Annotated in this window: 25 protein-coding genes; 12 read left to right on the top strand and 13 right to left on the bottom strand. The window is 73.2% G+C overall.

What is annotated here, in order from left to right:
* Positions 1-41: 41 nt before the first annotated feature.
* The 3 genes from PYR72_RS37220 to PYR72_RS37210 all read left to right on the top strand — a co-directional run bounded on the left by PYR72_RS37220 (position 42) and on the right by PYR72_RS37210 (position 4,244).
* A complete protein-coding gene (locus PYR72_RS37220) occupies positions 42-1,574 on the top strand; it encodes a S8 family serine peptidase (protein ID WP_275459378.1) in 1,533 nt (510 codons plus the stop codon).
* 86 nt (positions 1,575-1,660) lie between these two features.
* The gene (locus tag PYR72_RS37215) at positions 1,661-3,082 is read left to right on the top strand and encodes a CoA transferase (RefSeq protein ID WP_275459377.1); all 1,422 of its coding nucleotides are present in this window, start codon (positions 1,661-1,663) and stop codon (positions 3,080-3,082) included.
* Positions 3,083-3,317: 235 nt separating this feature from the next.
* Complete coding sequence (locus PYR72_RS37210) at positions 3,318-4,244, top strand: CopD family protein (protein ID WP_275460624.1); 927 nt, start codon at positions 3,318-3,320, stop codon at positions 4,242-4,244.
* Between the two features lie 25 nt (positions 4,245-4,269).
* Here PYR72_RS37210 and PYR72_RS37205 read toward each other — a convergent pair whose 3' ends face one another.
* The gene (locus tag PYR72_RS37205; RefSeq protein ID WP_275459376.1) at positions 4,270-4,941 is read right to left on the bottom strand and encodes a lysoplasmalogenase; all 672 of its coding nucleotides are present in this window, start codon (positions 4,939-4,941) and stop codon (positions 4,270-4,272) included.
* Complete coding sequence (locus PYR72_RS37200; RefSeq protein ID WP_275459375.1) at positions 4,938-5,885, bottom strand: sterol desaturase family protein; 948 nt, start codon at positions 5,883-5,885, stop codon at positions 4,938-4,940. The genes PYR72_RS37205 and PYR72_RS37200 overlap by 4 nt, the downstream gene beginning before the upstream one ends.
* Before the next feature lie 191 nt (positions 5,886-6,076).
* On the opposite strand from PYR72_RS37200, the gene PYR72_RS37195 reads away from it, so the two are divergent.
* The 3 genes from PYR72_RS37195 to PYR72_RS37185 all read left to right on the top strand — a co-directional run bounded on the left by PYR72_RS37195 (position 6,077) and on the right by PYR72_RS37185 (position 8,308).
* Positions 6,077-7,072 (top strand): DEDDh family exonuclease, encoded by a 996-nt coding sequence (locus PYR72_RS37195; RefSeq protein ID WP_275459374.1) that lies wholly within the window; start codon positions 6,077-6,079, stop codon positions 7,070-7,072.
* A 106-nt stretch (positions 7,073-7,178) separates the two neighbouring features.
* Positions 7,179-7,412, top strand: coding sequence for a hypothetical protein (locus PYR72_RS37190; protein ID WP_275459373.1), 234 nt, complete (start codon positions 7,179-7,181; stop codon positions 7,410-7,412).
* Positions 7,413-7,510: 98 nt separating this feature from the next.
* Positions 7,511-8,308 carry an SURF1 family protein gene (locus tag PYR72_RS37185; RefSeq protein ID WP_275459372.1) on the top strand — a complete coding sequence of 266 codons (798 nt, stop codon included), beginning with the start codon at positions 7,511-7,513 and terminating at the stop codon, positions 8,306-8,308.
* A 19-nt stretch (positions 8,309-8,327) separates the two neighbouring features.
* Here the strand turns inward: PYR72_RS37185 and PYR72_RS37180 are convergent, their stop codons facing one another.
* From PYR72_RS37180 to PYR72_RS37165, 4 genes are all read right to left on the bottom strand, one after another.
* Positions 8,328-9,287, bottom strand: coding sequence for a hypothetical protein (locus tag PYR72_RS37180; RefSeq protein WP_275459371.1), 960 nt, complete (start codon positions 9,285-9,287; stop codon positions 8,328-8,330).
* Between the two features lie 300 nt (positions 9,288-9,587).
* Positions 9,588-9,776, bottom strand: coding sequence for a YbdD/YjiX family protein (locus tag PYR72_RS37175; RefSeq protein WP_275459370.1), 189 nt, complete (start codon positions 9,774-9,776; stop codon positions 9,588-9,590).
* Positions 9,773-11,923, bottom strand: coding sequence for a carbon starvation CstA family protein (locus tag PYR72_RS37170; RefSeq protein WP_275459369.1), 2,151 nt, complete (start codon positions 11,921-11,923; stop codon positions 9,773-9,775). Before PYR72_RS37170 ends, PYR72_RS37175 begins: the two co-directional genes overlap by 4 nt.
* A gap of 64 nt (positions 11,924-11,987) precedes the next feature.
* A complete protein-coding gene (locus PYR72_RS37165) occupies positions 11,988-12,239 on the bottom strand; it encodes a DUF3311 domain-containing protein (protein ID WP_275459368.1) in 252 nt (83 codons plus the stop codon).
* 194 nt (positions 12,240-12,433) lie between these two features.
* Between PYR72_RS37165 and PYR72_RS37160 the strand changes: the two genes are divergently transcribed.
* The 5 genes from PYR72_RS37160 to PYR72_RS37140 are packed head-to-tail and all read left to right on the top strand — an operon-like array spanning position 12,434 to position 17,564.
* Positions 12,434-13,990 carry a sodium:solute symporter gene (locus tag PYR72_RS37160; RefSeq protein WP_275459367.1) on the top strand — a complete coding sequence of 519 codons (1,557 nt, stop codon included), beginning with the start codon at positions 12,434-12,436 and terminating at the stop codon, positions 13,988-13,990.
* Positions 13,987-14,652: a SigE family RNA polymerase sigma factor gene (locus PYR72_RS37155; RefSeq protein WP_275459366.1), complete on the top strand. Its 666-nt coding sequence runs from the start codon at positions 13,987-13,989 to the stop codon at positions 14,650-14,652. Before PYR72_RS37160 ends, PYR72_RS37155 begins: the two co-directional genes overlap by 4 nt.
* Entirely contained in the window at positions 14,649-14,942 is a 294-nt protein-coding gene (locus tag PYR72_RS37150; protein ID WP_275459365.1) for a hypothetical protein, read from the top strand. Before PYR72_RS37155 ends, PYR72_RS37150 begins: the two co-directional genes overlap by 4 nt.
* 58 nt (positions 14,943-15,000) lie before the next feature.
* Positions 15,001-16,803: a glycoside hydrolase family 15 protein gene (locus PYR72_RS37145; RefSeq protein ID WP_275459364.1), complete on the top strand. Its 1,803-nt coding sequence runs from the start codon at positions 15,001-15,003 to the stop codon at positions 16,801-16,803.
* A 5-nt stretch (positions 16,804-16,808) separates the two neighbouring features.
* Positions 16,809-17,564: an SDR family oxidoreductase gene (locus PYR72_RS37140; protein WP_275459363.1), complete on the top strand. Its 756-nt coding sequence runs from the start codon at positions 16,809-16,811 to the stop codon at positions 17,562-17,564.
* Between the two features lie 25 nt (positions 17,565-17,589).
* On the opposite strand, the gene amaP is transcribed toward PYR72_RS37140, so the two are convergent.
* The 5 genes from amaP to PYR72_RS37115 all read right to left on the bottom strand — a co-directional run bounded on the left by amaP (position 17,590) and on the right by PYR72_RS37115 (position 20,003).
* The gene (gene amaP, locus PYR72_RS37135) at positions 17,590-18,168 is read right to left on the bottom strand and encodes an alkaline shock response membrane anchor protein AmaP (RefSeq protein ID WP_275459362.1); all 579 of its coding nucleotides are present in this window, start codon (positions 18,166-18,168) and stop codon (positions 17,590-17,592) included.
* Positions 18,169-18,174: 6 nt separating this feature from the next.
* Positions 18,175-18,894: a DUF6286 domain-containing protein gene (locus PYR72_RS37130; RefSeq protein WP_275459361.1), complete on the bottom strand. Its 720-nt coding sequence runs from the start codon at positions 18,892-18,894 to the stop codon at positions 18,175-18,177.
* Entirely contained in the window at positions 18,891-19,265 is a 375-nt protein-coding gene (locus PYR72_RS37125) for a hypothetical protein (RefSeq protein ID WP_275459360.1), read from the bottom strand. The genes PYR72_RS37130 and PYR72_RS37125 overlap by 4 nt, the downstream gene beginning before the upstream one ends.
* Positions 19,262-19,447: a hypothetical protein gene (locus tag PYR72_RS37120; protein ID WP_013004641.1), complete on the bottom strand. Its 186-nt coding sequence runs from the start codon at positions 19,445-19,447 to the stop codon at positions 19,262-19,264. Before PYR72_RS37120 ends, PYR72_RS37125 begins: the two co-directional genes overlap by 4 nt.
* Positions 19,448-19,517: 70 nt before the next feature.
* Entirely contained in the window at positions 19,518-20,003 is a 486-nt protein-coding gene (locus PYR72_RS37115; RefSeq protein WP_037728233.1) for an Asp23/Gls24 family envelope stress response protein, read from the bottom strand.
* An 86-nt stretch (positions 20,004-20,089) separates the two neighbouring features.
* On the opposite strand from PYR72_RS37115, the gene PYR72_RS37110 reads away from it, so the two are divergent.
* Positions 20,090-20,833, top strand: coding sequence for a nucleopolyhedrovirus P10 family protein (locus PYR72_RS37110; RefSeq protein WP_275459359.1), 744 nt, complete (start codon positions 20,090-20,092; stop codon positions 20,831-20,833).
* A 70-nt stretch (positions 20,834-20,903) separates the two neighbouring features.
* On the opposite strand, the gene PYR72_RS37105 is transcribed toward PYR72_RS37110, so the two are convergent.
* The gene (locus tag PYR72_RS37105) at positions 20,904-21,695 is read right to left on the bottom strand and encodes an enoyl-CoA hydratase/isomerase family protein (RefSeq protein ID WP_275459358.1); all 792 of its coding nucleotides are present in this window, start codon (positions 21,693-21,695) and stop codon (positions 20,904-20,906) included.
* A gap of 159 nt (positions 21,696-21,854) precedes the next feature.
* Positions 21,855-22,076, bottom strand: coding sequence for a helix-turn-helix domain-containing protein (locus PYR72_RS37100; protein ID WP_006123601.1), 222 nt, complete (start codon positions 22,074-22,076; stop codon positions 21,855-21,857).
* Between the last annotated feature and the right edge of the window lie 254 nt (positions 22,077-22,330).

Below are 22,330 nucleotides of genomic sequence, written 5' to 3'. Positions count from 1 at the left end.
GTGCCCTGGGCCGGTTTCTTTGAAGCTGATGTGGAGAACCCATGGCTCATCTGCGCTCCAGACGACGGCTCGCTCTCGCGGTGCCGGTCGTCCTGTCGCTGACCGCCTCGCTCGGTTTCCTGCCGGGTGTCGCCTCGGCGGCGCCGGTCGCGAAGTCCACCGCCGCGACCGCGGAGGGCCCGAACCTCTCGTACGTCGTGAACACGAAGACGAACAAGCGCACGATAGCCGCGGTCCAGGAGGCGATAGCCGAGGCCGGCGGCAAGATCGTGATCACGTACGACGAGATCGGCGTGATCGTGGTCCACTCGACCGACCCGTCCTTCGGTGCGAAGATCCGCGCCGTGCGCGGTGTGCAGTCCGCCGGTGCCACCCGGACCTCGCCGCTGACGCCGGCCGGGACGACCGAGGTGGGCGGTGTCGACTACCTGACGGCCAAGGAGGCCGCGAAGGTGAAGGCCGCCTCGGCCGACATCCCCGGCGCCGAGCCCCTCGAGGCCGACCAGTGGGACCTGCGCGCCATCGGCGCCGACAAGGCCGCGAAGATCAACCCGGGCAGCAGGAACGTCACCGTCGCCGTGATCGACACCGGCGTCGACGACACCCACCCGGACCTCGCGCCCAACTTCTCCAAGTCGCAGTCGGCGAACTGCAACGGCGGTGTCGCGGACACCAGTGAGGGCGCCTGGCGTCCCTACACCGCGGACGACTACCACGGTACGCACGTGGCCGGTGAGATCGCCGCGGCCCGCAACGGCGTCGGTGTCGCCGGTGTCGCACCGGGTGTGAAGGTCTCCGGCATCAACGTGACCGACCGCGTCAGCGGCCTGTTCTACGCGGAGAGCGTCGTCTGCGCGTTCGTGTTCGCCGCCGACCACGGCGTCGAGATCACGAACAACAGCTACTACGTCGACCCGTGGCTCTACAACTGCATGGACGACCCGGACCAGAAGGCGATCGTCGACGCGGTCAACCGCGCCCAGGAGTACGCCACCAAGGAAGGCACGCTGAACCTGGCGTCTGCGGGCAACTCCAACCACGACCTCGCCTCCGACGCGATCGCGGACGCCTCCAGCCCCAACGACACCACTCCGGTCCCGCGCACCATCGACCCGAGCGAGTGCTTCGACGTGCCCACCCAGCTGCCGGGTGTCGTCACGGTCAGCGCGACGGGCGTGAAGAACGAGAAGTCGTACTACTCCACGTACGGCAACGGCGTCGTCGACATCGCGGCCCCGGGCGGCGACGCCCGCTACCAGATTCCGGACACGCCGTCGAAGAACGGTCGCATCCTGTCCACCATGCCGAACGGCGGGTACGGCTTCCTGCAGGGCACGTCGATGGCGTCGCCGCACGCCGCCGGTGTCGCCGCGCTGCTGAAGTCCACGCACCCGGGGGCCAACCCGGGCCGGCTGCAGCGGCTGCTGAAGGCCGAGGCGGACAAGCACGCCTGCCCGACGTCGTACGACCAGAACGGTGACGGCAAGCAGGACGCGGTGTGCCAGGGCACCCTCGACCAGAACGGCTTCTACGGCTTCGGCATCGTCAACGCCCTGAAGGCCGTCGAGAAGTAGTCGTCGGCACATAGCTCAACCTCTCCACGCAGGCCGGGCCGGGCGGTGACACACCGCCCGGCCCTCGCGTTGCGTAGGTTCGGATCATGACTGACATGGACTGGGTGTGGGCGGCCCTGGGCGGAGATCCCGCGCTCCCGTCACGGGTCTCGACCGTCGTACGGGACGGAGTGCTGGAGTCCCGGCTGCCGGTACGGGAGCTGGCGCGGACCTGCGTCGGGGTGTGCGCGCTGGCGGCGGCCGAGCTGGGGACGCGGCGGGCCGGACTCGCGGAGGTGCCCCGGGTGCGGGTGGACGACGGGGCGGTCGGCACCGCCTTCGTGAGTGAGCGTCATCTGCTGGTCGACGGACGGGCACCGGTCGCCTTCGCTCCGCTGTCACGGTTCTGGCGGACGGCGGACGGCTGGGTGCGCACGCACGCCAACTATCCGCACCACCGGGAGCGGTTGCTGTCCGCGCTGGGTGTGCCGGAGACCGCTCCCGACCCCGTCGCCGCGGTCGGGGCGGCGCTCGCCGGGCGGACGTCCCTGGAGGTCGAGGAGACGGTGTACGCGGCCGGGGGCCTGGCGGTCGCCCTGCGGACGGCCGCGCAGTGGGCGGCGCACGAGCAGGCGCGGGCGGTGGCGGCCCGGCCGCTGGTCGAGCACGAGCGGCTGGACACGGCACCCGCGCGCGTGCTCGCGCCGGTCGGGGACGCCTCCCCCCTGCTTCCGGCGGCCGGACTGCGGGTGCTGGATCTGACCCGGGTCATCGCGGGGCCGGTCGCCGGCCGCGCCCTCGCCCTGCTGGGCGCGGACGTGCTGCGCCTGGACCCGCCGGGGCTGCCGGAGATCCCCGACCAGCACACCGACACCGGTTCCGGGAAGCGGTCGGCGCTCCTCGACCTGGGCCGTGCCGCCGACCGGCGCTCCTTCGGGGAACTGCTGGCCGCCGCGGACGTCGTCCTCACCGGCTACCGGCCGGGCGCCCTCGACCGCTTCGGACTGTCACCGGACGCGCTGGTCGCCCGACGGCCCGGCCTGGTCGTGGCACAGCTCTCGGCGTGGGGCGCGTACGGGCCGTGGGCCGGGCGCCGGGGGTTCGACAGTCTGGTGCAGGTGGCGACGGGCATCGCGGCGATCGAGGGCACCCGGGAGCAGCCGGGCGCGCTGCCGGCCCAGGCGCTCGACCACGGCACGGGGTACCTGCTGGCGGCGGCGGTACTGCGGGCTCTCACCGAGCAGGCGGAACAGGGGTACGGCCGGGTCCTGCGGCTGTCCCTCGCGCGGACGGCGGCGTGGCTGACCGGCGGGATGGGGCAAGCCGCGAAGGCGGACGCGGAGACGGAGACGGAGACGGACGGGGACGAGGGCGTGGCGTACGACGGACCGGAGGCATGGCTCGCCGAGCGGGACAGCCCGCTCGGGCGGCTGCGGTACGCACTGCCTCCGATGTCCTTCGAGGGCGGGCCCGGCGACTGGGCACGGCCGCCGGGGCCCTGGGGCACGGACGAGCCGCGCTGGACCTGAGTCACCCGGGCCGCTCACCCGTACGTATGGGGGCAATGTCGAACTGCCAGTTGTTTTCCGTCACTTGCGTGGTTCTGGTGCGACTGGTGAACTTTTCGGGGTGAGCCTGACGAGTGGGACCGCTGAGTCGACGGAGGCGGGGGCGGACGAGCCCGGACGGGATGCCGAGCGGGATGCCGAGCGGCGGACGGGGTGGCCCGGAGGCGGTGCCGTCCGGGCGGTCGCCGTCCTCGTCCTGGTGGGTGCGGGCGCGCTGATCCCCCTGCTCGGGCCGCGTGCCGCGCTGGCCGGTACGGGGGAGGCAGGGGCGCCCGGCGCCGGGTTCGTCGCCCTGGCGCGGACGGTGGCGCTGGCGGCGCTGTGCGTGCCGGCGGGCGAGCTGTTCGTGGGGTGGCTCGCCCGGCGGGTGCCCGGCGAGCGCGGGGCGGCGCCGCGCAGTTGGGCTCCCTGGGCGGCGGGAGCCGGTTTCCTGGCCTCCCTGGGGTCGGCCGCGGTCGTGGCCACGGGCAATCTGATACCGGGCTCCCCCGCCGACCTGGACATCGGCGGCCTCTACGACAGCCGGGACGGCCGACTGGCGCTGCTGGAGGTGAACGCCTTCGCGGCGGCCGGGCTGCTCGCGCTCTCCCGCCGGCCTGCCGCCCAGGCGGTGCCCGTGGCCGCGCTCGTCGTCGCCGAGGCGCTGCGGGCGCATCCCCCCGCCGAGGACGGTCCGCTCGTCGGCACCTGCCTGACCCTGGTGCATCTGACCTGCGGGGCGTTGTGGGCGGGCGGTCTGCTCCACGTCCTGCGGACCCTGCGCACACGCGCGTGGCGCTCGACCCGGGCGGGCACCGCGCTGCTGGGCCTCTACGCGCGCGTGGCCGCCGTGCTGCTCGCCGCCGTCACCGCCACCGGGGTGTGGAGCACCCTGCGCCGGATGCCGCCGGAGACGGTCGGGGACCAGGTGACGCAGACGGCGTACGGGCGCGCCCTGTTGGCCAAGGTGCTCCTGGTGGCCGTCGTGGCCGCCCTCGCCCTGCGGGCCCGCCACCGACTGCGCCGCACGACCGGGAACCCGCTGGACGCCTGCGCCCCCGCACGGGCCGAGGTGGCCGTACTCGGCACGGTCGTCGCGGTCTCGGCCCTGCTGACGGCCCTGCCGCTACCGATCCGCTGGTGACCGCCCCCTACGGGACTGCCGACGATCACGCCCTCCGGCCCGGGCGGACCGGGTGGGCCGGGGTGGGTGGCCCGCCGGCGCCGGGGTGGCCGAGGGTGCCGCGGACCAGGAGGTACTGGGCGGCCAGATACGTGAGCATGATCCACAGGTCGGGGCGGGGTGGTTGCGGCCAGTCGGCGACGCCGGTCGCGATGAGCATGTCCGACAGCACGAAGAGCGCGCCGCCCAGCGCCGCGACGGGCCCGAGCCGTGTGGCGGACCACGCCATCGTGGTCAGCAGGGCGCTGTAGCCGGCGACGGGGAGCCGTAGGTCCGCCGGCAGACCGGGCCACAGACTCGCCACGGCGGCGACCAGGGCGAGGCCGTACCCGATGGCGTACGCGAACCGTGCGGGTCGGGCGGACCTGTGGAACAGCACGAGGTAGCAGACGTGTCCGGCGGCGAAGGACGCCATCCCGGCGAGGAAGGCCGGCTCGGCGTCGGACAGGAGCAGGACGTCACCGCCCCAGCCGAACAGCAGGGCCGCGAGCAGCGGCCGGGGCGCGCCGCGCGTGTACGCGTACGCCGCGAGCAGCGGCATCAGCAACGGCTTGGCGACGGTGTGTCCGGGGGCGAGACCGAGGGCGAGGGCGCCGAGGTCGGCGACGGCGGCGATCCCGAAGGCGACGAGGAGGACGGACGCCCGGTCCGGTCTCACGCGGCGGTCTCCTCGACGGCGGCCGGACCCTTCCCGGCGGGCGCGTCCTCCCCGACCGGCGCGCCCTTCCCGACCGGCGCGTCCTCCCCGGCCGCCGCGGCCCGCTCGGGCGGCCGCACGGGCTGCCAGCCGGGCCCGCGCAGCACCCGGCCCGCCCGTTCGCCCCAACCGCTGGCCCGCTTCAGGTCCTTGGCGATGGCGACGTATTCGTGGGTGGCGACCCGCAGCGGGTTGTACGTGTCGATGTTCTTCGTCAGCCCGTACACCGGCCGTTCGGTCTCCTCGACGAAGGACCCGAACAGCCGGTCCCAGACGATGAGGATGCCGCCGAAGTTGCGGTCCAGGTAGCCGCCCTGGGAGGCGTGGTGGACCCGGTGGTGCGAGGGCGTGTTGAACACGAACTCGAACGGCCGGGGCAGCTTCCCGATCCGCTCGGTGTGGATCCAGAACTGGTAGACGAGGTTGGCGGAGGAGCAGAACGCGAGCGCGGCCGGGTGCACGCCGAGGGCTATGAGCGGGACGTAGAAGGGCCAGACGGTCCAGGTGGTCCAGGGCTGCCGCAGGGCGGTCGTCAGGTTGAACCTGCGGCTGGAGTGGTGGACGACGTGGCAGGCCCACAGGATCCGGATCACGTGGTGGCCGCGGTGCGACCAGTAGTAGAAGAAGTCCTGCGCGAGCAGCATCAGCGGGATCGTCCACCACAGGACGGGGACGCGCAGCGGCGTCAGTTCATGGACGGCCGTGTAGACGGCGAGGATCGGGATCTTCCAGAGGAAGTCGAAGACGAGGCTCCCGAGCCCCATGCCGACACTGGTCGCGGCGTCCTTCGCCTCGTACCCGGCGGCATCCTCGTCCGGATGGATCCGGACACTGATCACCTCGATCACGGTGAGCAGCACGAAGGCGGGTATGGACCACAGCACGACATCGGGCAGGTTCGGCATGGGGGCACGGTAGATCCGCCGGTCGGTGAGGGCTAGACGTTGTTACTGACAAGTATTTCCGGTGGCACGCGCTTGCTTCTTGGCGTCCTCCGCCAATCCGGGCGAGGCGGGGCGGCACTGTCGCTCCGTCACCCCTCCCTCATCGGCGCCGGGTAACAGGCTGTCAGTCGCGGCCCGTATCCTCAGGGACCATGCTCGAAGACCACACGACCGCAGCGCCGCAGGCGCCTTGGCCGACCGCGTATCCCCAGGGGTACGCGGTCGTCGACGTGGAGACGACCGGTCTGGCCCGGGACGACCGGATAATCTCCGCGGCCGTGTACAGACTGGACGCGCGGGGCGAGGTCGAGGACCACTGGTACACGCTGGTGAACCCGGAGCGGGACCCGGGGCCGGTATGGATCCACGGGCTGACCAGCGACGTGCTCGAAGGGGCGCCGCTCTTCCGGGACATCGCGCAGGAGTTCTCCGCACGGCTCGCGGACCGCGTCCTCGTCGCGCACAACGCGGTGTTCGACTGGTCGATGATCGCCCGGGAGTACGCGCGGGCGGAGACCGAGGCGCCCGTGCGGCAGCGGCTGTGCACCATCGCGCTGTCGAAGGAGCTGGGCCTGCCGCTGCCCAACCACAAACTGGAGTCGCTGGCGGCGCATTTCGGGGTGGTCCAGCAGCGGGCGCACCACGCGCTGGACGACGCGCGGGTGCTGGCGGAGGCGTTCCGGCCGAGTCTGCGGGCCGCCGCCGCGAGCGGCGTACGGCTGCCGCTGCACGAGTGCCGGCCGCTGACCGAGTGGCGGGAGAGCCCCGCGGCGCCCCGGATCGGACAGCAGGCGGGCCCCGGCGGCTACGGCGCCCACCGGCCCACCAGTTGGCGGCCCTCACGGAAGCGGCCCGCCTGCCCCCATCCCAACCCCGGGCGTTACGAGGACGGCAAACCGCTCAAGCAGGGCATGCGGGTCGCCTTCTCCGGGGACACCTCGGTCGAACGCGACCTGCTGGAGGACCGCGCGATCGAGGCCGGGCTGCACGTGGCGACGAGTCTGTCCCGGGTGACCAGTCTGCTGGTCACCAACGACCCCGACTCGCACACGTCGAAGGTCGTCAAGGCCCGGCAGTACGGGACGCCCGTCGTGGACGAGGCGGCGTTCGGGCAGCTGCTCCGCGACGTCGAGCCCGCCGACGGGTGAGCGGCGGGACGGCCCGTGCCGGCGGGGCCGTACGGACGGGTGATTGGCGCGCGACTCGCCCGCCGCCCGCTCGCCCGCGCGGTGGTGACGGCTCACCCTGTGGCGCATGGCGAGATGCGAAGTTTGCGGCAATGACTACGGAATGACCTTCGAGGTCCACGCGCAGGGCGCGGTGCACGTCTTCGACTGCTTCTCCTGCGCGATCCACCGTATGGCCCCCATCTGCGAGCACTGCCGGGTGCAGATCATCGGCCAGGGCGTCGACGTCGACGGCCACTGGTACTGCGGCGCCCACTGCGCGCGGGCCGAGGGGAGGGCGGGCATCGTCGACAAGGTCTGAGCCGAAACGTCACCGTGCGCTCTCCGCAACCGCGGAGGTGACGGCCCTCGACGGGACCCTCCCGCCGGGGGCCGAATGACGCGAGGTACGGTCAAGACGTGTACCGCTTCCTGTTGTCCCGGCAGTGGGTGACCCTCACGCTGCTCTCGCTCGTCCTGATCCCGACCATGGTCAGGCTGGGCATCTGGCAGATGCATCGCTACGAGGAGCGCAGCGCCCGGAATCAGCTCGTCGCCGACGCGCTGGCCGCGAAGCCGGTGCCCGTGGAGCGGCTGACCACGCCCGGCCACACCGTCACCAGCGCCGAGCGCTACCGCACGGTGACCGCCAAGGGCCGCTTCGACACCGACGACGAGGTCGTCGTCCGCCGTCGCGTCAACGCCGACGACGAGGTCGGCTTCCACGTCCTGACCCCGTTCGTGCTCGACGACGGCAAGGTGCTGCTCGTCAACCGGGGCTGGATCCCGGCGAACGGGCCGAGCCAGACCGCGTTCCCCAAGATCCCCGCGCCCGCCGCCGGCGAGGTCACCATCACCGGGCGGCTGATGCCCGACGAGACGACCGAGGCGAGCGGCATCAAGGATCTCCAGGGCCTGCCGGACCGGCAGATCATGCTGATCGACAGCGGGCGGGAGGCGGACCGCCTCGGCGTCCCCGTGCTCGGCGGCTATCTCGCGCAGACGGCACCGGACCCGAAGGGCGGCACGCCGCAGCAGCTCGGCAGCCCCGGTGACGAGAACGCCGCGCTGAACTACGCCTACGCCCTGCAGTGGTGGCTGTTCGCCCTCGGTGTCCCGATCGGCTACGTCGTCCTCGTCCGCCGTGAGCGCCGCGACCGCGCGGAGGCCGCGACCGCCGCGTCGGAGGAGAAGGAGACGGAGCCCGCGCCCGCGTGACCGGAGGCCCGGGCCTGTCTCAGGTCCGGCCGCGGCCGTCGGCCGCTCTCTCCCGCCAGTACGCGAACGTGCGGTCCGGCTCGGGCAGCAGGTCCCACGGGTGACGGGTCATGTGACGGCCGAGGCGCCGGAAGACGGGGGCGGCCTCCGCGGGGCGGTGGGCGCGGGTCAGGGCGAAGGCCAGCAGGTTGAGGTCGGTGACGGCTTCGGCGTGGGGCGCGGTGCCGGCGTCGAACCAGTTCCCGAGGGCCAGGTCGATCTCGCGCTCGGCCCGGGGCTCGTGCCAGTTGCCGCCGCCCGAGCCGAGCGCGTCGAACGGCGCCGCGTCCTGGCGGTGGGCCATGAGTTCGACACGGGCCGCCACCGGGAGCAGGGCGAGCGGGGAGCCGTGCGGGGCCCGGGCGGCGGCCTGCCAGGCGAAGTCCATCATGTCGGGGACCGTGCCGTGTCCGCGCGGCGACAGGTAGCGGAGCAGACGGTGGTGGGCCGTCCGGAGCCAGGGCGCCCGGTCGACGGCCTCGGTCCACACCGGCACGGCGTCCCTGACCGGTACGGCGCACGTGTGCATCAGGGCCAGCAGCGCCAGCCAGGGGCTGGGGTCCTCGGGGCGGGCTTCGGCGGCGCGGAGGCAGGCGTGCTCGGCCCGGCGGACGGCGGCCCGGTCGGTGGCGGGGGCACGGCAGGACTCGACGAAGGCCCGCAGGGTCAGGGCGTCGCCGTCCTCGGGGCGGTCGGCCGTCCAGCGTTGGGGGACGGCGGCGGGGAGGTGCCGGGCCAGTACGGCGAGGCGGTGTGCTCGGCGGTCCCAGTCGCGGCCGGTGTCCCGGAGGAGGTCGGCCACGGGTTCCCAGGAGGGGCGGGTGCGGCCGGCTCCGAGGCCGTGGAGCTGCGGGGCGGGGCGGAGTTCGGTCAGGGTCCTGTGCAGGGGGTCGTCGTCGAGTTCGGGACGGATCAGGAGGGCGGGTCGGCGTCTCAGCATCTCTGGATCCGGGGTCGGGGGGAATGGACGGTGGGGGTGGGTTCGGGTGCGCGGCCGGGTGCGGGCCGGTGGGGCTTCTCGCGCAGTGCCCTGCGCCCCTGAAAAGCCGGGGCTGCGCCCCGCGCTTTTCAGGCCCGCAGGGCCGTTGGCTTTGAGACCCGCGGGGCCTGGGCTTTCAGGCCCGCAGGGGCCTGATGCTTTTAGGGGCGCGGGGAACTGCGCGACCAGCCCCCACGCACCCGCACCCAAAGACGCACCCGAAGACGCACCCGACCACGCCCCCCGACCCGCACGGCGCGATCAGCAGCAGCGCCCCTCCGGGTGCTCCTCCCTCCGCCGCGTCCGCAGGACGTCGTACTCCCTGCGGGTCGGCACCGGGGCCCCGGGGTGACGGCGGCGACGGCGGTCGCAGTAGCGGTCGTACTCCGCCTCGCCGGTCAGCTCCCGCAGGTACCAGCGCACCCCGCGCACCCAGTTCCGGACGCTCACCGGCGAGCCCCCACCAGCTCCTTCTCGGAGTCCCCCGCGTCGATGCGCGACTCCACGTACGGCGCCTCGGTGGACGGCAGCGGGACCGGCGAGCGGACGGCGCGGACGCACACCACGGCGCAGTTGACGAGGACGGTGAGGACCAGGATCAGGAAGATCGCCATGATCACGCCGTCGACCGTGTTGTTGGTGACGATCGTGTGCATGTCGTCCATGGTCGTGGCGCCGGGCAGGAGTTCGCCCCTGTCGATGGCCGCCGCGTACTTGTCGCGCAGGGCGAAGAAGCCGATGGCGGGGTTGTCGGAGAAGATCTTCTGCCAGCCGGCGGTGAAGGTGACGGCCACGTCCCAGGCCAGCGGGATGCCGGTGACCCAGGCCCAGCGCAGCTTCCCGGACTTGATGAGCACGGTGGTGGTGACGGCGAGGGCGACCGCGGCCAGCAGCTGGTTGGCGATGCCGAAGAGGGGGAACAGCTGCTTGATCCCGCCGAGGGGGTCGGTGACACCGGCGTACAGGAAGTACCCCCAGGCGCCCACGACCAGGGCGCTGGTGATCCAGATGCCCGGCTTCCAGGTGACGCGGCCGATCGGCTTCCAGACGTTGCCCAGCATGTCCTGGAGCATGAAGCGGCCGACGCGGGTGCCGGCGTCCACGGTGGTGAGGATGAACAGGGCCTCGAACATGATCGCGAAGTGGTACCAGAACGCCTTCATCCCGGCGCCGCCGAAGACCCCGGCGAAGATCTCCGACATGCCCACGGCCAGGGTCGGCGCGCCGCCCGAGCGGCCGACGAGGGTCTGCTCCTCGACCGCCTTGGCGGCAGCCGTGAGCTGGTCCGGGGTGATGGTGAAGCCGAGGTTCTTGACGGCCTCGGCGGCGGTGTCGACGGTGGGGCCGAGCAGCGCGGCCGGGGAGTTCATGGCGTAGAAGAGGCCGGGTTCGAGGACGCACGCCGCGATCAGGGCCATCACGGCGACGAAGGACTCCGTGAGCATGGAGCCGTAGCCGATCATGCGGACCTGGGACTCCTTCTGGATCAGCTTCGGCGTGGTGCCGGAGGAGACCAGGGCGTGGAAGCCGGACAGGGCGCCGCAGGCGATGGTGATGAAGAGGAAGGGGAAGAGGGAGCCGGCGAAGACCGGCCCGGTGCCGGTGTGGGCGAACTCGGTGACCGGCTCGGCGTGCAGGTTCGGGGCGGCGATCACGACCCCGACGGCCATCAGGGCGATGGTGCCCACCTTCATGAAGGTGGAGAGGTAGTCGCGCGGGGCCAGCAGCATCCACACGGGGAGCACGGAGGCGACGAAGCCGTAGCCGACCAGGCAGAAGACCAGGGTCTCGGGGCTCCAGACGAAGTACTCGGCGAGCGAGGAGTCCTGGATCCAGCCGCCGCCGAGGATGGCGAGCAGGAGCAGGGCCACGCCGATGAAGCTGGTCTCGACGACCCGGCCGGGGCGCAGGTAGCGCAGGTAGAAGCCCATGAAGAGGGCGATCGGGATGGTCATGGTCACCGAGAAGGTGCCCCAGGCGGACTCGGCGAGGGCGTTGACGACGACCATCGCGAGGACCGCGAGCAGGATGATCATGATGGCGAAGACGCCGATCAGCGCGGCGGCACCGCCCACCTTGCCGATCTCGTCGCGGGCCATCTGGCCGAGGCTCTTGCCGTCCCGGCGCATGGAGAGGAAGAGGACGATCATGTCCTGTACGGCACCGGCGAAGATGACGCCCGCGATGATCCAGATGGTGCCCGGCAGATAGCCCATCTGGGCCGCCAGCACCGGTCCGACCAGCGGGCCCGCGCCGGCGATCGCCGCGAAGTGGTGGCCGAACAGCACCCGCTTGTCGGTCGGGTGGTAGTCGACGCCGTCCTCCAGGCGTTCGGCCGGGGTGGCCCGGGTGTCGTCGGCCTGGAGGACGCGGCGCACGATGAACCGCGAGTAGAAGCGGTAGCCGATCGCGTAGGACCCGAGGGCCGCCATGAGCAGCCAGACGGCCGAGATCTCCTCGCCCCGGGACAGCGCGAGCACGGCCCAGCCGATCGCGCCGACGAGGGCCACGGATATCCACAGCGCGATCGATTTCGGCGACATACGGGATTTCTCCGGCGTCTCGGGACCGGATTCGGGCATGGCTGACACAGACATGGCGGCTCCTGATTTCAACGGGTGTGCGGCGGTGCGCGGCAGGGAGATACGGGGGCGGTGCGGTTCAGTGAGGTCGGCCGGGGCGCCGCCCGTCCGAGCGGCGGTCGGTCAGTGCGTACGCGGCGAGCAGACACAGGCCGCATCCCGGGACCCAGGCGAGCTGGTACCAGTAGAAGAACGGCGTTCCGGCGAGCCGTGGCTCCGCACCGGCGTACCAGGGGACCCAGAGCAGTCCCGCGGCGGGGGCGAGGAGCAGGACGGCACGCGCGACGCGTCGTAGTCGCTGGTGAGCGTGGTGTGCCGGGGTACGTGTCACGGGCCGTTCTCCTCTCCCGGTCGCTGCGGGTCTGTGCAAGAGTTGCCCACCCGACGGATCCGGTTGACAGCGAATTCCAGAAGATTCCCCGAAGATTTCCCGCCGCCGCGTGTCCTCCGAACCGGCCGTCCGCGCAACCAACACGCGAGGGCCGAGGTACACCCGGGGCCCAGGCACACCAAGGACGGTGACCCGTGGCGGACGCAGCCATGACCGCGACGTTCCTCGCCGTGATCGGCGGAGCGTCGCTGCTCGCCGTCACCGCGCGCCGGCTGCGCCCCTCGGACCGGCTGCCGTCGCTGGAGGGGTGGGCGCTGGCCGACCGGAGCCTCGGCCCGGTGTGGACCTGGCTGCTGCTGGGCGGGACGATCTTCACCGCGTACACCTTCACCGCCGTGCCGGGCCTCGCGTACGGCAACGGGGCGCCCGCCTTCTTCGCGGTGCCGTACACGGTGATCGTCTGCCCGCTGGCCTTCGTGCTGCTGACCCGGCTCTGGGAGGTCGCCCGCCGGCACGGCTATGTGACGGCCGGGGACTTCGTGCGCGGCCGGTACGGTTCGGCGCCGCTGGCCCTGGTGGTGGCGCTGACCGGGATCCTCGCGACGATGCCGTATCTGGCGCTGCAACTGCTGGGCATCAGGGCGGTGCTGACGGCCGGGGGCGTCTACCCGAGGGGCGCGGCCGGTGATCTCGTGATGGTGGCGCTGTTCGCGGGGCTCGCGGTGGCGACGTACCGGCACGGGCTGCGGGCTCCCGCGGTGATCTCGGCGCTGAAGGCGGTGGCCGTCTTCGTGTCGCTGACCGCCGTGTGCTGGCTGGTGCTGGAACGGTTCGGCGGTCCGGGCGCGGTCTTCGAGGGCGCGGCCCGGCGGCTCGGCGGCACCGGGGTGGAGGGGTCCGCGCTCCTGCTGGCCCCCGAACAGCAGCCCGCCTACGCCACCCTGGCGCTCGGTTCGGCGCTGGCCCTGCTGATGTACCCGCACGTCCTCACCGCCGGGTTCGCCGCCGACGGGCCGCGGACGGTCCGCAAGGTCTCCGTGGCGCTGCCCGCCTGGACGGGACTGCTGGCCCTCTTCGGGTTCCTCGGCATCGCGGCGCTCGCGTCCGGGGTGCGGGCGCCCGAGGGCGGTGCCGAGGCGGCCGTGCCCATGCTGGTGGACCGGCTGATGCCGGGACCGCTGGCCGGACTGGTGTTCGGCGCGATCACCGTGGGCGCGCTGGTCCCGGCGGCGGTGATGTCGATCGCGGCCGCCACGGGCTTCGTCCGCAACGTGTACGTCGAGTACTTCCAGCCCACCGCCACGCCCAAGCGCCAGGTGCGCATCGCCAAGGTGGTCTCCCTGACCGCGAAGGTGGGGGCGGTGGCGTTCGTGTTCGGACTGCGGGACCAGGACGCCATCAACCTCCAGCTCCTCGGCGGGGTGTGGATACTGCAGATCTTCCCGGCGGTGGCCGTCGGCCTCTTCACCGGACGGCTGCACCCCCGGGCACTGCTCGCCGGCTGGGGCGTGGGCATGCTGACCGGCACGTTCCTGGTGGTGCGCGAGGGCTTCTCGTCCATCGTGCTCCTGGGCGGCGGCTCGCTGGAGATCTACGCCGGCCTGCTCGCGCTCCTGCTCAACCTGACCGTCGCCGTCGTCGGCACCACGGTCCTCGAACGGCTCGGTGTCCCGCGCGGCGCCGACGCGACCGACCTACCGTCCCGCCTGACCGTCAGGCGGCGCCCCGAGACGGGAGCGAGCAACCCGTGAGACGCAGACAGCACCTCGGTGTGCCGGTGCCCCCGGCCGCATCCGCGCCCCTGGCCGCCGCCGGGCAGCCCCTGAGCCAGGTACCGGCCCCGGCCGAACCCCTGGCGGCGCACCCCGCGACGGTCCCGGGCCCCGCCCTGCCGCCGGGCGCCCTCGGTGATCCGGCAGACGTGGAGCGCGAGGCGGGCGTCGCCCGGCTGTTCGAGCTGCACTACGCCTCGATGCTGCGGCTCGCGGTGCTGCTGGGCGCCGACGACCCCGAGAACGTGGTGGCCGAGGCGTACTACCAGATCTACCGCAAGTGGCGGCGCCTGCGGGACGCCGAGGCGGCGGAGGCGTATCTGCGGTCGACGGTCTGCAATCTGACCCGGATGCGGATACGGCACCTCCAGGTCGCCCGCAGGCACGTGGAGACGCCGGCGGCGGAGGAGCCGGTCGCCTCCGCCGAGAGCACCGCGCTGCTCCACGACGACCAGCGCGTGCTGATCGACGCGCTCCAGCACCTGCCGGCCCGGCAGCGGGAGGCCCTCGTGCTGCGCCACTGGCTGGGGCTGAAGGAGAGCGAGATCGCGGCCGCGATGGGCATCTCCTGCGGCTCGGTCAAGACCCACACCGCACGCGGCCTCGCCGCCCTGACCCAGGCGATGGAGGCCCGGCGATGAACGACACCACCGGCAACGACACCGGCCGGGACCGCACCGAACGGGAGCTGGCCGAGGCACTCGCCGCACTGGCGGGCGGGGTCCATGCCGCCCCGGACGCGTACCGGACGGCGCGCGGGGACTGGCTCCGCCGGGAGCGGCGGCGGCGGCTGGTGCTGGCCGTCCTGGTGCTGCTGGTCTTCGCCCTCGCCACGTTGATCGGCCTCTGGGTCCTCAACCAGGCCCCCTCCGGTTCCGGGGTGATCTTCTCGGGGGTGGGAGGGACGACGGCGGGGACGGGGCCGGGCTGACGCTCCCCCTCCGCATCCCGCCGGATTGATCACCCCGGGCTCCGGGAACCCGCACCCCGTGCACCCCCGCATCGAGGACTACGCGCTGATCGGCGACCACCAGACGGCCGCGCTGGTGAACCGCCACGGTTCCATCGACTGGCTCTGCCTGCCCCGCTTCGACTCGGCGGCCTGCTTCGCCGCGCTGCTCGGAGACCGGGAGAACGGGCACTGGACGCTCGCGCCCCGAGGAGGCGGAACCTGCGCGCGGCGGGCGTACCGGCACGACTCGCTCGTCCTCGACACCGAGTGGGAGACCGAGGACGGCGCGGTACGGGTCACCGACCTGATGCCGCAGCGCGACCGCTCCCCCGACGTCGTACGGATCGTGGAGGGTCTGTCGGGCCGCGTGACCATGCGCAGCACGGTGCGGCTGCGCTTCGACTACGGCTCGGCCGTGCCGTGGATGCGCCGGTCGGACGGTCACCGGGTGGCGGTCGCCGGCCCGGACTCGGTGTGGCTGCGCAGCGAACCCGGGGTGCGGTCCTGGAGCGAGGACCGCGCCACGTACGCGGAGTTCACCGTCGAGCCGGGCGAGAAGGTCGCGTTCGTCCTGACCTGGCACCCCTCGCACGAACCCCGGCCCCGCCTCGTCGACCCGTACGATGCGCTGGAGACGAGCCTGCACGACTGGCGGGCCTGGGCGGCGCGCTGCCGGTACGACGGCCCGCACCGGGACCTGGTGGTCCGCTCGCTGATCACCCTCAAGGCCCTCACCTACGCCCCGACCGGAGGGATCGTCGCGGCGGCCACCACCTCCCTGCCGGAGGAGATCGGCGGGGTCCGCAACTGGGACTACCGCCACTGCTGGCTGCGGGACTCCACCCTCACCCTCGGCGCGCTGCTGTCCTGCGGCTACCACGAGGAGGCGGAGGCCTGGCGCGACTGGCTGCTCCGCGCGGTCGCGGGCGACCCGGCCGACCTGCAGATCATGTACGGCCTGGCCGGGGAGCGCCGTATCCCCGAGTACGACCTGCCCTGGCTGTCCGGCTACGAGGACTCGCGTCCGGTCCGGGTCGGCAACGACGCCGTACGGCAGTTGCAGCTGGACGTGTACGGCGAAGTGATGGACTCCCTGTTCGTGTCCCGGCGTTCGGGACTGCCCGACAAGCCGGACATGTGGCGCATGCAGTGCGCGCTGATGGACTACCTGCGCACGGCCTGGCGCAAGCCGGACGAGGGACTGTGGGAGGTGCGCGGGCCGCGCCGCCACTTCACGCACTCCAAGGTGATGTGCTGGGTGGCCGCCGACCGGGCGGTGCGCGCCCTGGAGGCCGACCCGGAGCTGACCGGCGGCGACCTGGAGGGCTGGCGGGCCCTGCGCGACGAGATCCACCGCGAGGTCTGCGACCGCGGCTACGACCCGGAGCGGAACACCTTCACCCAGTCGTACGGCTCCACGGAGCTGGACGCCGCCCTGCTGCTCATCCCCCTCATGGGTTTCCTGCCGCCGGACGACCCCCGGGTCGTCGGGACCGTCGACGCGATCCGTGCGGAGCTGAGCCACAAAGGGCTGGTGCGCCGCTACGGACTCGACCACCGCACGGCGGCGACCGCCTCCGTCGACGGCCTGCCGGGCGGTGAGGGCACCTTCCTCGTCTGCTCGTTCTGGCTGGCGGACGCGCTGCACCTGACCGGCCGCACGGCCAAGGCACGCGAGCTGTTCGAACGGCTCGTGGGGCTGGCCAACGACGTGGGCCTGCTGGCGGAGGAGTACGACCCGGTGGCGGGCCGGCAGCTCGGGAACTTCCCGCAGGCGTTCAGCCACGTCGGACTCGTCGGGACCGCCCTCGCCCTGTACGGCGGGCAGGAGGCAGGATAGGGGTCATGGATCTTGGGCTGAAGGACCGTGTGTACATCGTCACCGGGGCGACCCGCGGGCTGGGCCACGCGGTCGCGCGGGAACTGGTCGCCGACGGCGCGAAGGTGGTCCTCACGGGCCGTGAGGAGGAGAGCGCCGGGGCGGCTGCGGCCGCGCTCGGGGCGAACGCGGTGGGGGTCGCCGTGGACAACGCCGATCCCGGGGCCGCCGGGCTGCTGATCGCCGCCGCGCGCGACCGCTTCGGGCGTTTCGACGGCATCCTGGTCAGCGTGGGCGGGCCGGCGCCCGGGTTCGTCGCCGACAACACCGACGAGCAGTGGACCGCCGCGTTCGAGTCGGTGTTCCTCGGAGCGGTCCGTCTGGCGCGGGCCGCGGCCGAGGAACTGGGCGAGGGCGGTGTCATCGGGTTCGTGCTGTCCGGGTCCGTGCACGAGCCGATTCCCGGGCTGACCATCTCGAACGGGCTGCGGCCCGGGCTCGCCGGGTTCGCCAAGTCGCTCTCCGACGAGGTGGGGCCGCGGGGCATCCGGGTCGTGGGGCTGCTCCCGGCCCGCATCGACACGGACCGGGTGCGCGAGCTGGACGGGTTGTCGGCGGATCCGGAGGCGACGCGGGCCGCGCACGAGTCGCGCATCCCGCTGCGGCGGTACGGGCGGCCGGAGGAGTTCGGGCGGACGGGGGCGTTCCTGCTCTCCCCCGCCGCCTCCTATCTGACGGGGATCATGCTGCCGGTGGACGGCGGGATGCGGCACGGGTTCTGACGCCTCCGCGCGGCGGGGCGGGGCGTCAGCTGACCCGCTCCGCCCGGTGCCGGGCCGCCTGCAGCCTGACCTCCGCCGGGAGTTCGGCCAGTCCCGCCGAGTCCCTGGCGTGCGCCAGGGCCTGCGAGGTCAGGGTGTGCAGGGCCTCGCCCGGGTTCACATGGGGCTGGAGGAGGAGGCGGATGCGGGCCTCGGGGGCGTCCCGGCGGCCCGTCAGGCGAGTGTGGGCCCGTTCGACGCCGTCCGCCTCGGCCGCCTCGGTGGTGAGGACGCCCTCCATCGCCCGCCCGCGCAGCAGCGCGCCCTCACCGTCGCCGGTGTCGACGAGCACCTCGGCGAGCCGGTGGCGGCGCAGGACCGCCGTCAGCCACCACAGGGCGAGCAGCACGAGCACGGCGAGCACCGCGATGACGGTGGGCCACCACCAGCCGGAGTCGTGCCACCGGGTCCGTTCGGCGTCGCTGAGCAGGACGTCCTCGCGGCCGTCGTGCGGCCACCACGAGGGCGGGCGCACACCGAGTCCCACGGCGAGCACGGCGCCGCCGGCCACCACCAGCACAAGACCCACCAGACCGAGCAGCACCCGGTTCACGGTGCGCAGCATCACGCCTCACCCCTTCCGGCCGGGCCGGCGGACATGCACCGACAGGGCGGGCGGCCGGGACAGGCCGAGCCCTCGGATGCCGTCGGCGAGCGTGACGTCCAGGTCGGCGCGTACCTCGTCGAGTTCCCGGAAGTGCGAGACCGCGCGGACGTCGACCCGCTTGCGGCCCGCCCGGACCCGTACGGACCGCACTCCGGAGACCTCCATGGCCCGGTCGCGCAGGGCCAGCGCGGCGGCGCCCCGGTGCAGTCCGGCCCGGACCCGGGGGCGGACGCGCCGCATCGGCAGGACGTCACGCAGCCCGGGGGTCGCGGCGAGCAGCAGCAGCCACAGCCCGAGGAGCACGGCGACGGACGCGCCGGCCAGTACCCAGGGGTCGTCGAGGGGGCGCTCGGCGAGTTCCCGGGCCAGCGAGCGGCGCCACTGCATGGCGGGCCGCCCGGCGCGGACGGCGACGACGTCGTACAGGAGCAGGCCCGCGCCGCCGAGGAGCAGGGCGGCGAGGATGCCCGCGGGGATCCTGCGCGCGGACCAGAAGCGTTTCTCGTCACCGCCGTCGTCCTCGCGCGGGGGCGGCGGATCGTAGGCGGCGGCGGACGCGGACTGGTCGGCGGCCCGGCCGGCGGCCGTCCCGCCCGTGCCCGCCGCGTCCGCGTCCGTGTCGTCGGTCTTCTCGATGACGGGTAGTCGTCGCGTGGTGCCCTCGGAACGCCGGGGTTCGCTCATCGCGTCCTCCCCTGTGCCGCGTCGTGTGCGTGCGCCGGGTGCAGCCGTTCCACCGTGACGGCCACCTCCGACACGTGCATTCCCGCCAACGTCCCTACCCGCTCGATGACATGACGACGCACCGCAGCGCATTGGCCACCGATGTCCGAGGGGTACGGGAGCCCGAGCATCACATGGACACGCGCGGTCCCGTGGGCGACCAGGACGGTGGCGTTCGGGGGCGCGGAGTCCCGCGCCGGCGCCACCAGTGCCTCGCGCGCCGCCTGCGCGGCGATCTTCGCGACCACCCGGTCGGCGATCCGGATCGCCCCGCGCTCACCGGGGTCGACGGCTCCGCGCACCGCGGGCCGGCCGCTGTCCACCGGGTTCACCGGCGTCGGTCGTCGCGCGGGCGGAAGAAGTCGCCCAGTTCCAGGTCCCCCTCCAGGAACCGGCCGACGACGAGGCCGACGGCACCCAGCGCGGCCACCAGCAGGAAGGCACCGAAGCCGCCGAAGTACCCGGCGAAGCCCAGCGCCATCCCGGCGATCATGCCGATCATGGCCAAGCTCATCCTGCGCTCCTAGACACTCGCGGACTCCTGACGTACGGGGTGGGCCGGGTGCTCACGGCCGGGGCCGCGCCTACTGCAGCCGGGAATCGGGCTCCTCGTCCTCCTCGTCGGGCAGCTTCACGTCGCTGACCGCGATGTTGACCTCGACGACCTCCAGGCCGGTCATCCGCTCGACGGCCGCCACGACGTTCTCGCGCACGTCACGGGCCACATCGCCGATGGACACCCCGTAGTCGACGACGATCTCCAGGTCCAGCGCGGTCTGCACCTCGCCGACCTCGACCTTCACACCCCGGGTCACGGACTTGGCCCCGCCGGGCACCCGGTCCCGCACGGCCCCGAAGGTCCGGGACAGTCCGCTGCCCATGGCGTGGACGCCCACGACCTCCCGCGCGGCGAGTCCGGCGATCTTCTCCACGACGCCGTCGGCGATGGTGGTACGCCCCCGGCTCGCCGGATCCCCACCGCCGCGCCGGGTGGCCCTGCGTCCGGCCTGCGGCGATTCCTTGGTGGTGTCGGGCCCTTCCGTCCGGTTCCGCTCCGTCATGTCAGTCATGCCGTACGTCCCTTCCGGTCATCCCCCTCAGCCCACAGTAAGCGCGGTTGCGGTGCCGCGCGCCGGGGATGCGGCAGGCTGGAGGAATGACGGCGGACGGTTGGACCAAGGCGGTACGCCGGCAGCTCGGGCCGGGCCGTGTGCTCCCCCTGGGCGGCCCGCGGGACGGTGCGTGGATCACGGAGCGGGCGGCCGAGTCGGTGCTGCGCCGCGCGGCCGCCGGGCTGCGGGGGCTCGGTCTCGGCACGCTCCGCATCTCGGTGGCGGACCCCGACGGGCTGGAGCCGGCGGTGCCCCCGCCGCCGAGCGCGCTCCCGTCCGGGCCGCTGCGTGTCACGGCCGATTTCGCGGCCCTGGCGGACCTGACCGCCGAACCCTTCCCGGCGTCGGCGGCCCGGTTGCGCGGTGTCCTCGCCACCGCGGCCGAGGCGGGGCTCGGCCTGCGGGTGGCGGAGGTGGACCTCCGGCTGACGCGCCTGCTGGACGACGGGGACGAAGGGACGGTCCCCCCGGCCGGTCCGGCCGCCGCGCCGCCGGACCCGCCCGCGCCCACCGGCGACGACGAGCAGGCGCGTGCGGCCGCCGCGGGGCTCTCGGTTCCCGGGGTGAGCCGTCTGGCCACCGTCCTCGGCGCCGCCGGCACGACGGCGCCCGTCCTCCCCCGCCGCCATGTGCTGGTGGATCTGAGGGTGACGGAGGAGCGGCGGACGCTGGACGTGGCACGCGAGGTGCGGGCGGCGGTCGGCGCGGCCCTGCCGGACCACCCGTCGGTGGCGGTGCTCGTCACGGCGGTGACGGGCGGGGCAGCCCGGGGCACCGCCCTGCTCTGAGCGGCACGGACCTCGGTGCGGGACCGCCCGTCGCGGACCCTGGTACGGGCCGCCCGTCGCGGACCGTCGGTTACTCGGCGATCCCGGCGAGGTCCCGCAGGCGCCGCGTCTGGGCCGCACGCTCCGCCGCGCGCTGCTGGTCGTAGTCCCGGTCCACCGCTCCCCGCAGCAGCGCCTTCGTCTCGATCACCGCGTCCCGCGGGGCGGAGACCAGCGCGCCGGCGAGATCGCTCACCGCGTCGGCGAGCCGGTCACCGGGCACAGCGAGGTTCGCGAGCCCGATCCGCTGCGCCTCGTCCGCCTGGACGAAGCGTCCGGTGAGGCAGATCTCCAGCGCGCGGGCGTACCCGACGAGGCCGACCAGGGGGTGCGTGCCCGTGAGGTCGGGCACCAGTCCGAGGCTGGTTTCGAGCATGGCGAACTGCACGTCGTCGGCGACGACGCGCAGATCACAGGCGAGGGCGAGCTGGAAGCCCGCACCGACGGCGTGTCCCTGCACGGCGGCGATGGACACGATGTCGTTGCGCCGCCACCAGGTGAATGCCTCCTGGTACTCGGCGATGGTCGTGTCGAGCCCGGCGTCGTCACGGCGCGCGAGATCGACGAAGGACGGCTCCCCTTCGATGCCTTCGGGCGTGAACATCTGCCGGTCGAGACCGGCGGAGAACGACTTGCCCTCGGCACGCAGCACGACCACACGGACGGAGCCCGGCACCGACCGCCCGGCCTCGGTGAGCGCCCGCCACAGAGCGGGGCTCTGCGCGTTGCGCTTGGCCGGGTTGGTCAGCGTCACCGTGGCGATGGCGTCGTCGACGGTGAGCCGTACGCCGTCCTGGTCGAGCAGCGGTTCGAGCGAAGCCATGGGGCGCCTCCGATGAGTGCGGTCAGCCGAGCGTTGGAGCATGCTAAGTGACTGCACAGTAACCACCCGGCCGATCGGGGCTCCCCCCAGGTCCCTCACGGGCCCTGGGGGACGACCGACCGGACGGCCGCCATCGAAGCCGATGGACCGCCCGGCGCGTCAGGCCGAGGCGGCCTTCTTGCCCCGCGTCGCGCCGCCACGCCCACGGAGCGTGACGCCCGATTCGCTGAGCATCCGGTGTACGAAGCCATACGAGCGGCCGGTTTCCTCGGCCAGTGCCCGAATGCTCGCACCGGAGTCGTACTTCTTCTTCAGGTCTGCCGCGAGCTTGTCGCGCGCGGCGCCGGTAACCCGGCTGCCCTTCTTCAGAGTCTCGGCCACCCGGTCCTCCTCATGGGAAGTGCGCTCTGGTCTCCTCATGATCACCCCTCCGGGGCGTGATGGCCACCCATTCGGCAAGGTCCGTGGGACAAGGTTGTGACGACAGGAGTGCGTACTCACGAGCGGAAGCTGTGATTCCACCCAGGCTTGTCCGTACACCCGAACGGGCTGTTTCGCGAAGTGCCTGGTCAGAGACGCACGACGGCCGAGCCCTGCACACACAGGGGCTCGGCCGTGAAATCGCTGGAGGACAC

The organism is Streptomyces sp. VNUA24 (assembly GCF_029167005.1).
Taxonomy (GTDB): domain Bacteria; phylum Actinomycetota; class Actinomycetes; order Streptomycetales; family Streptomycetaceae; genus Streptomyces; species Streptomyces scabiei.
This window is presented reverse-complemented; position numbering and strand designations above follow the sequence as displayed.

Bases quoted from the DNA above. Each gene is read 5' to 3' on its own strand.
- PYR72_RS37140 (WP_275459363.1), top strand. From the start codon at position 16,809: ATGGATCTTGGGCTGAAGGACCGTGTGTACATCGTCACCGGGGCGACC.
- PYR72_RS37190 (WP_275459373.1), top strand. From the start codon at position 7,179: ATGGCGAGATGCGAAGTTTGCGGCAATGACTACGGAATGACCTTCGAG.
- PYR72_RS37215 (WP_275459377.1), top strand. From the start codon at position 1,661: ATGACTGACATGGACTGGGTGTGGGCGGCCCTGGGCGGAGATCCCGCG.
- amaP (WP_275459362.1), bottom strand. From the start codon at position 18,168: ATGCTGCGCACCGTGAACCGGGTGCTGCTCGGTCTGGTGGGTCTTGTG.
- PYR72_RS37115 (WP_037728233.1), bottom strand. From the start codon at position 20,003: ATGACTGACATGACGGAGCGGAACCGGACGGAAGGGCCCGACACCACC.
- PYR72_RS37200 (WP_275459375.1), bottom strand. From the start codon at position 5,885: ATGCCGAACCTGCCCGATGTCGTGCTGTGGTCCATACCCGCCTTCGTG.
- PYR72_RS37110 (WP_275459359.1), top strand. From the start codon at position 20,090: ATGACGGCGGACGGTTGGACCAAGGCGGTACGCCGGCAGCTCGGGCCG.
- PYR72_RS37180 (WP_275459371.1), bottom strand. From the start codon at position 9,287: ATGCTGAGACGCCGACCCGCCCTCCTGATCCGTCCCGAACTCGACGAC.
- PYR72_RS37220 (WP_275459378.1), top strand. From the start codon at position 42: ATGGCTCATCTGCGCTCCAGACGACGGCTCGCTCTCGCGGTGCCGGTC.
- PYR72_RS37195 (WP_275459374.1), top strand. From the start codon at position 6,077: ATGCTCGAAGACCACACGACCGCAGCGCCGCAGGCGCCTTGGCCGACC.
- PYR72_RS37105 (WP_275459358.1), bottom strand. From the start codon at position 21,695: ATGGCTTCGCTCGAACCGCTGCTCGACCAGGACGGCGTACGGCTCACC.
- PYR72_RS37130 (WP_275459361.1), bottom strand. From the start codon at position 18,894: ATGAGCGAACCCCGGCGTTCCGAGGGCACCACGCGACGACTACCCGTC.
- PYR72_RS37120 (WP_013004641.1), bottom strand. From the start codon at position 19,447: ATGAGCTTGGCCATGATCGGCATGATCGCCGGGATGGCGCTGGGCTTC.
- PYR72_RS37150 (WP_275459365.1), top strand. From the start codon at position 14,649: ATGAACGACACCACCGGCAACGACACCGGCCGGGACCGCACCGAACGG.
- PYR72_RS37170 (WP_275459369.1), bottom strand. From the start codon at position 11,923: ATGTCTGTGTCAGCCATGCCCGAATCCGGTCCCGAGACGCCGGAGAAA.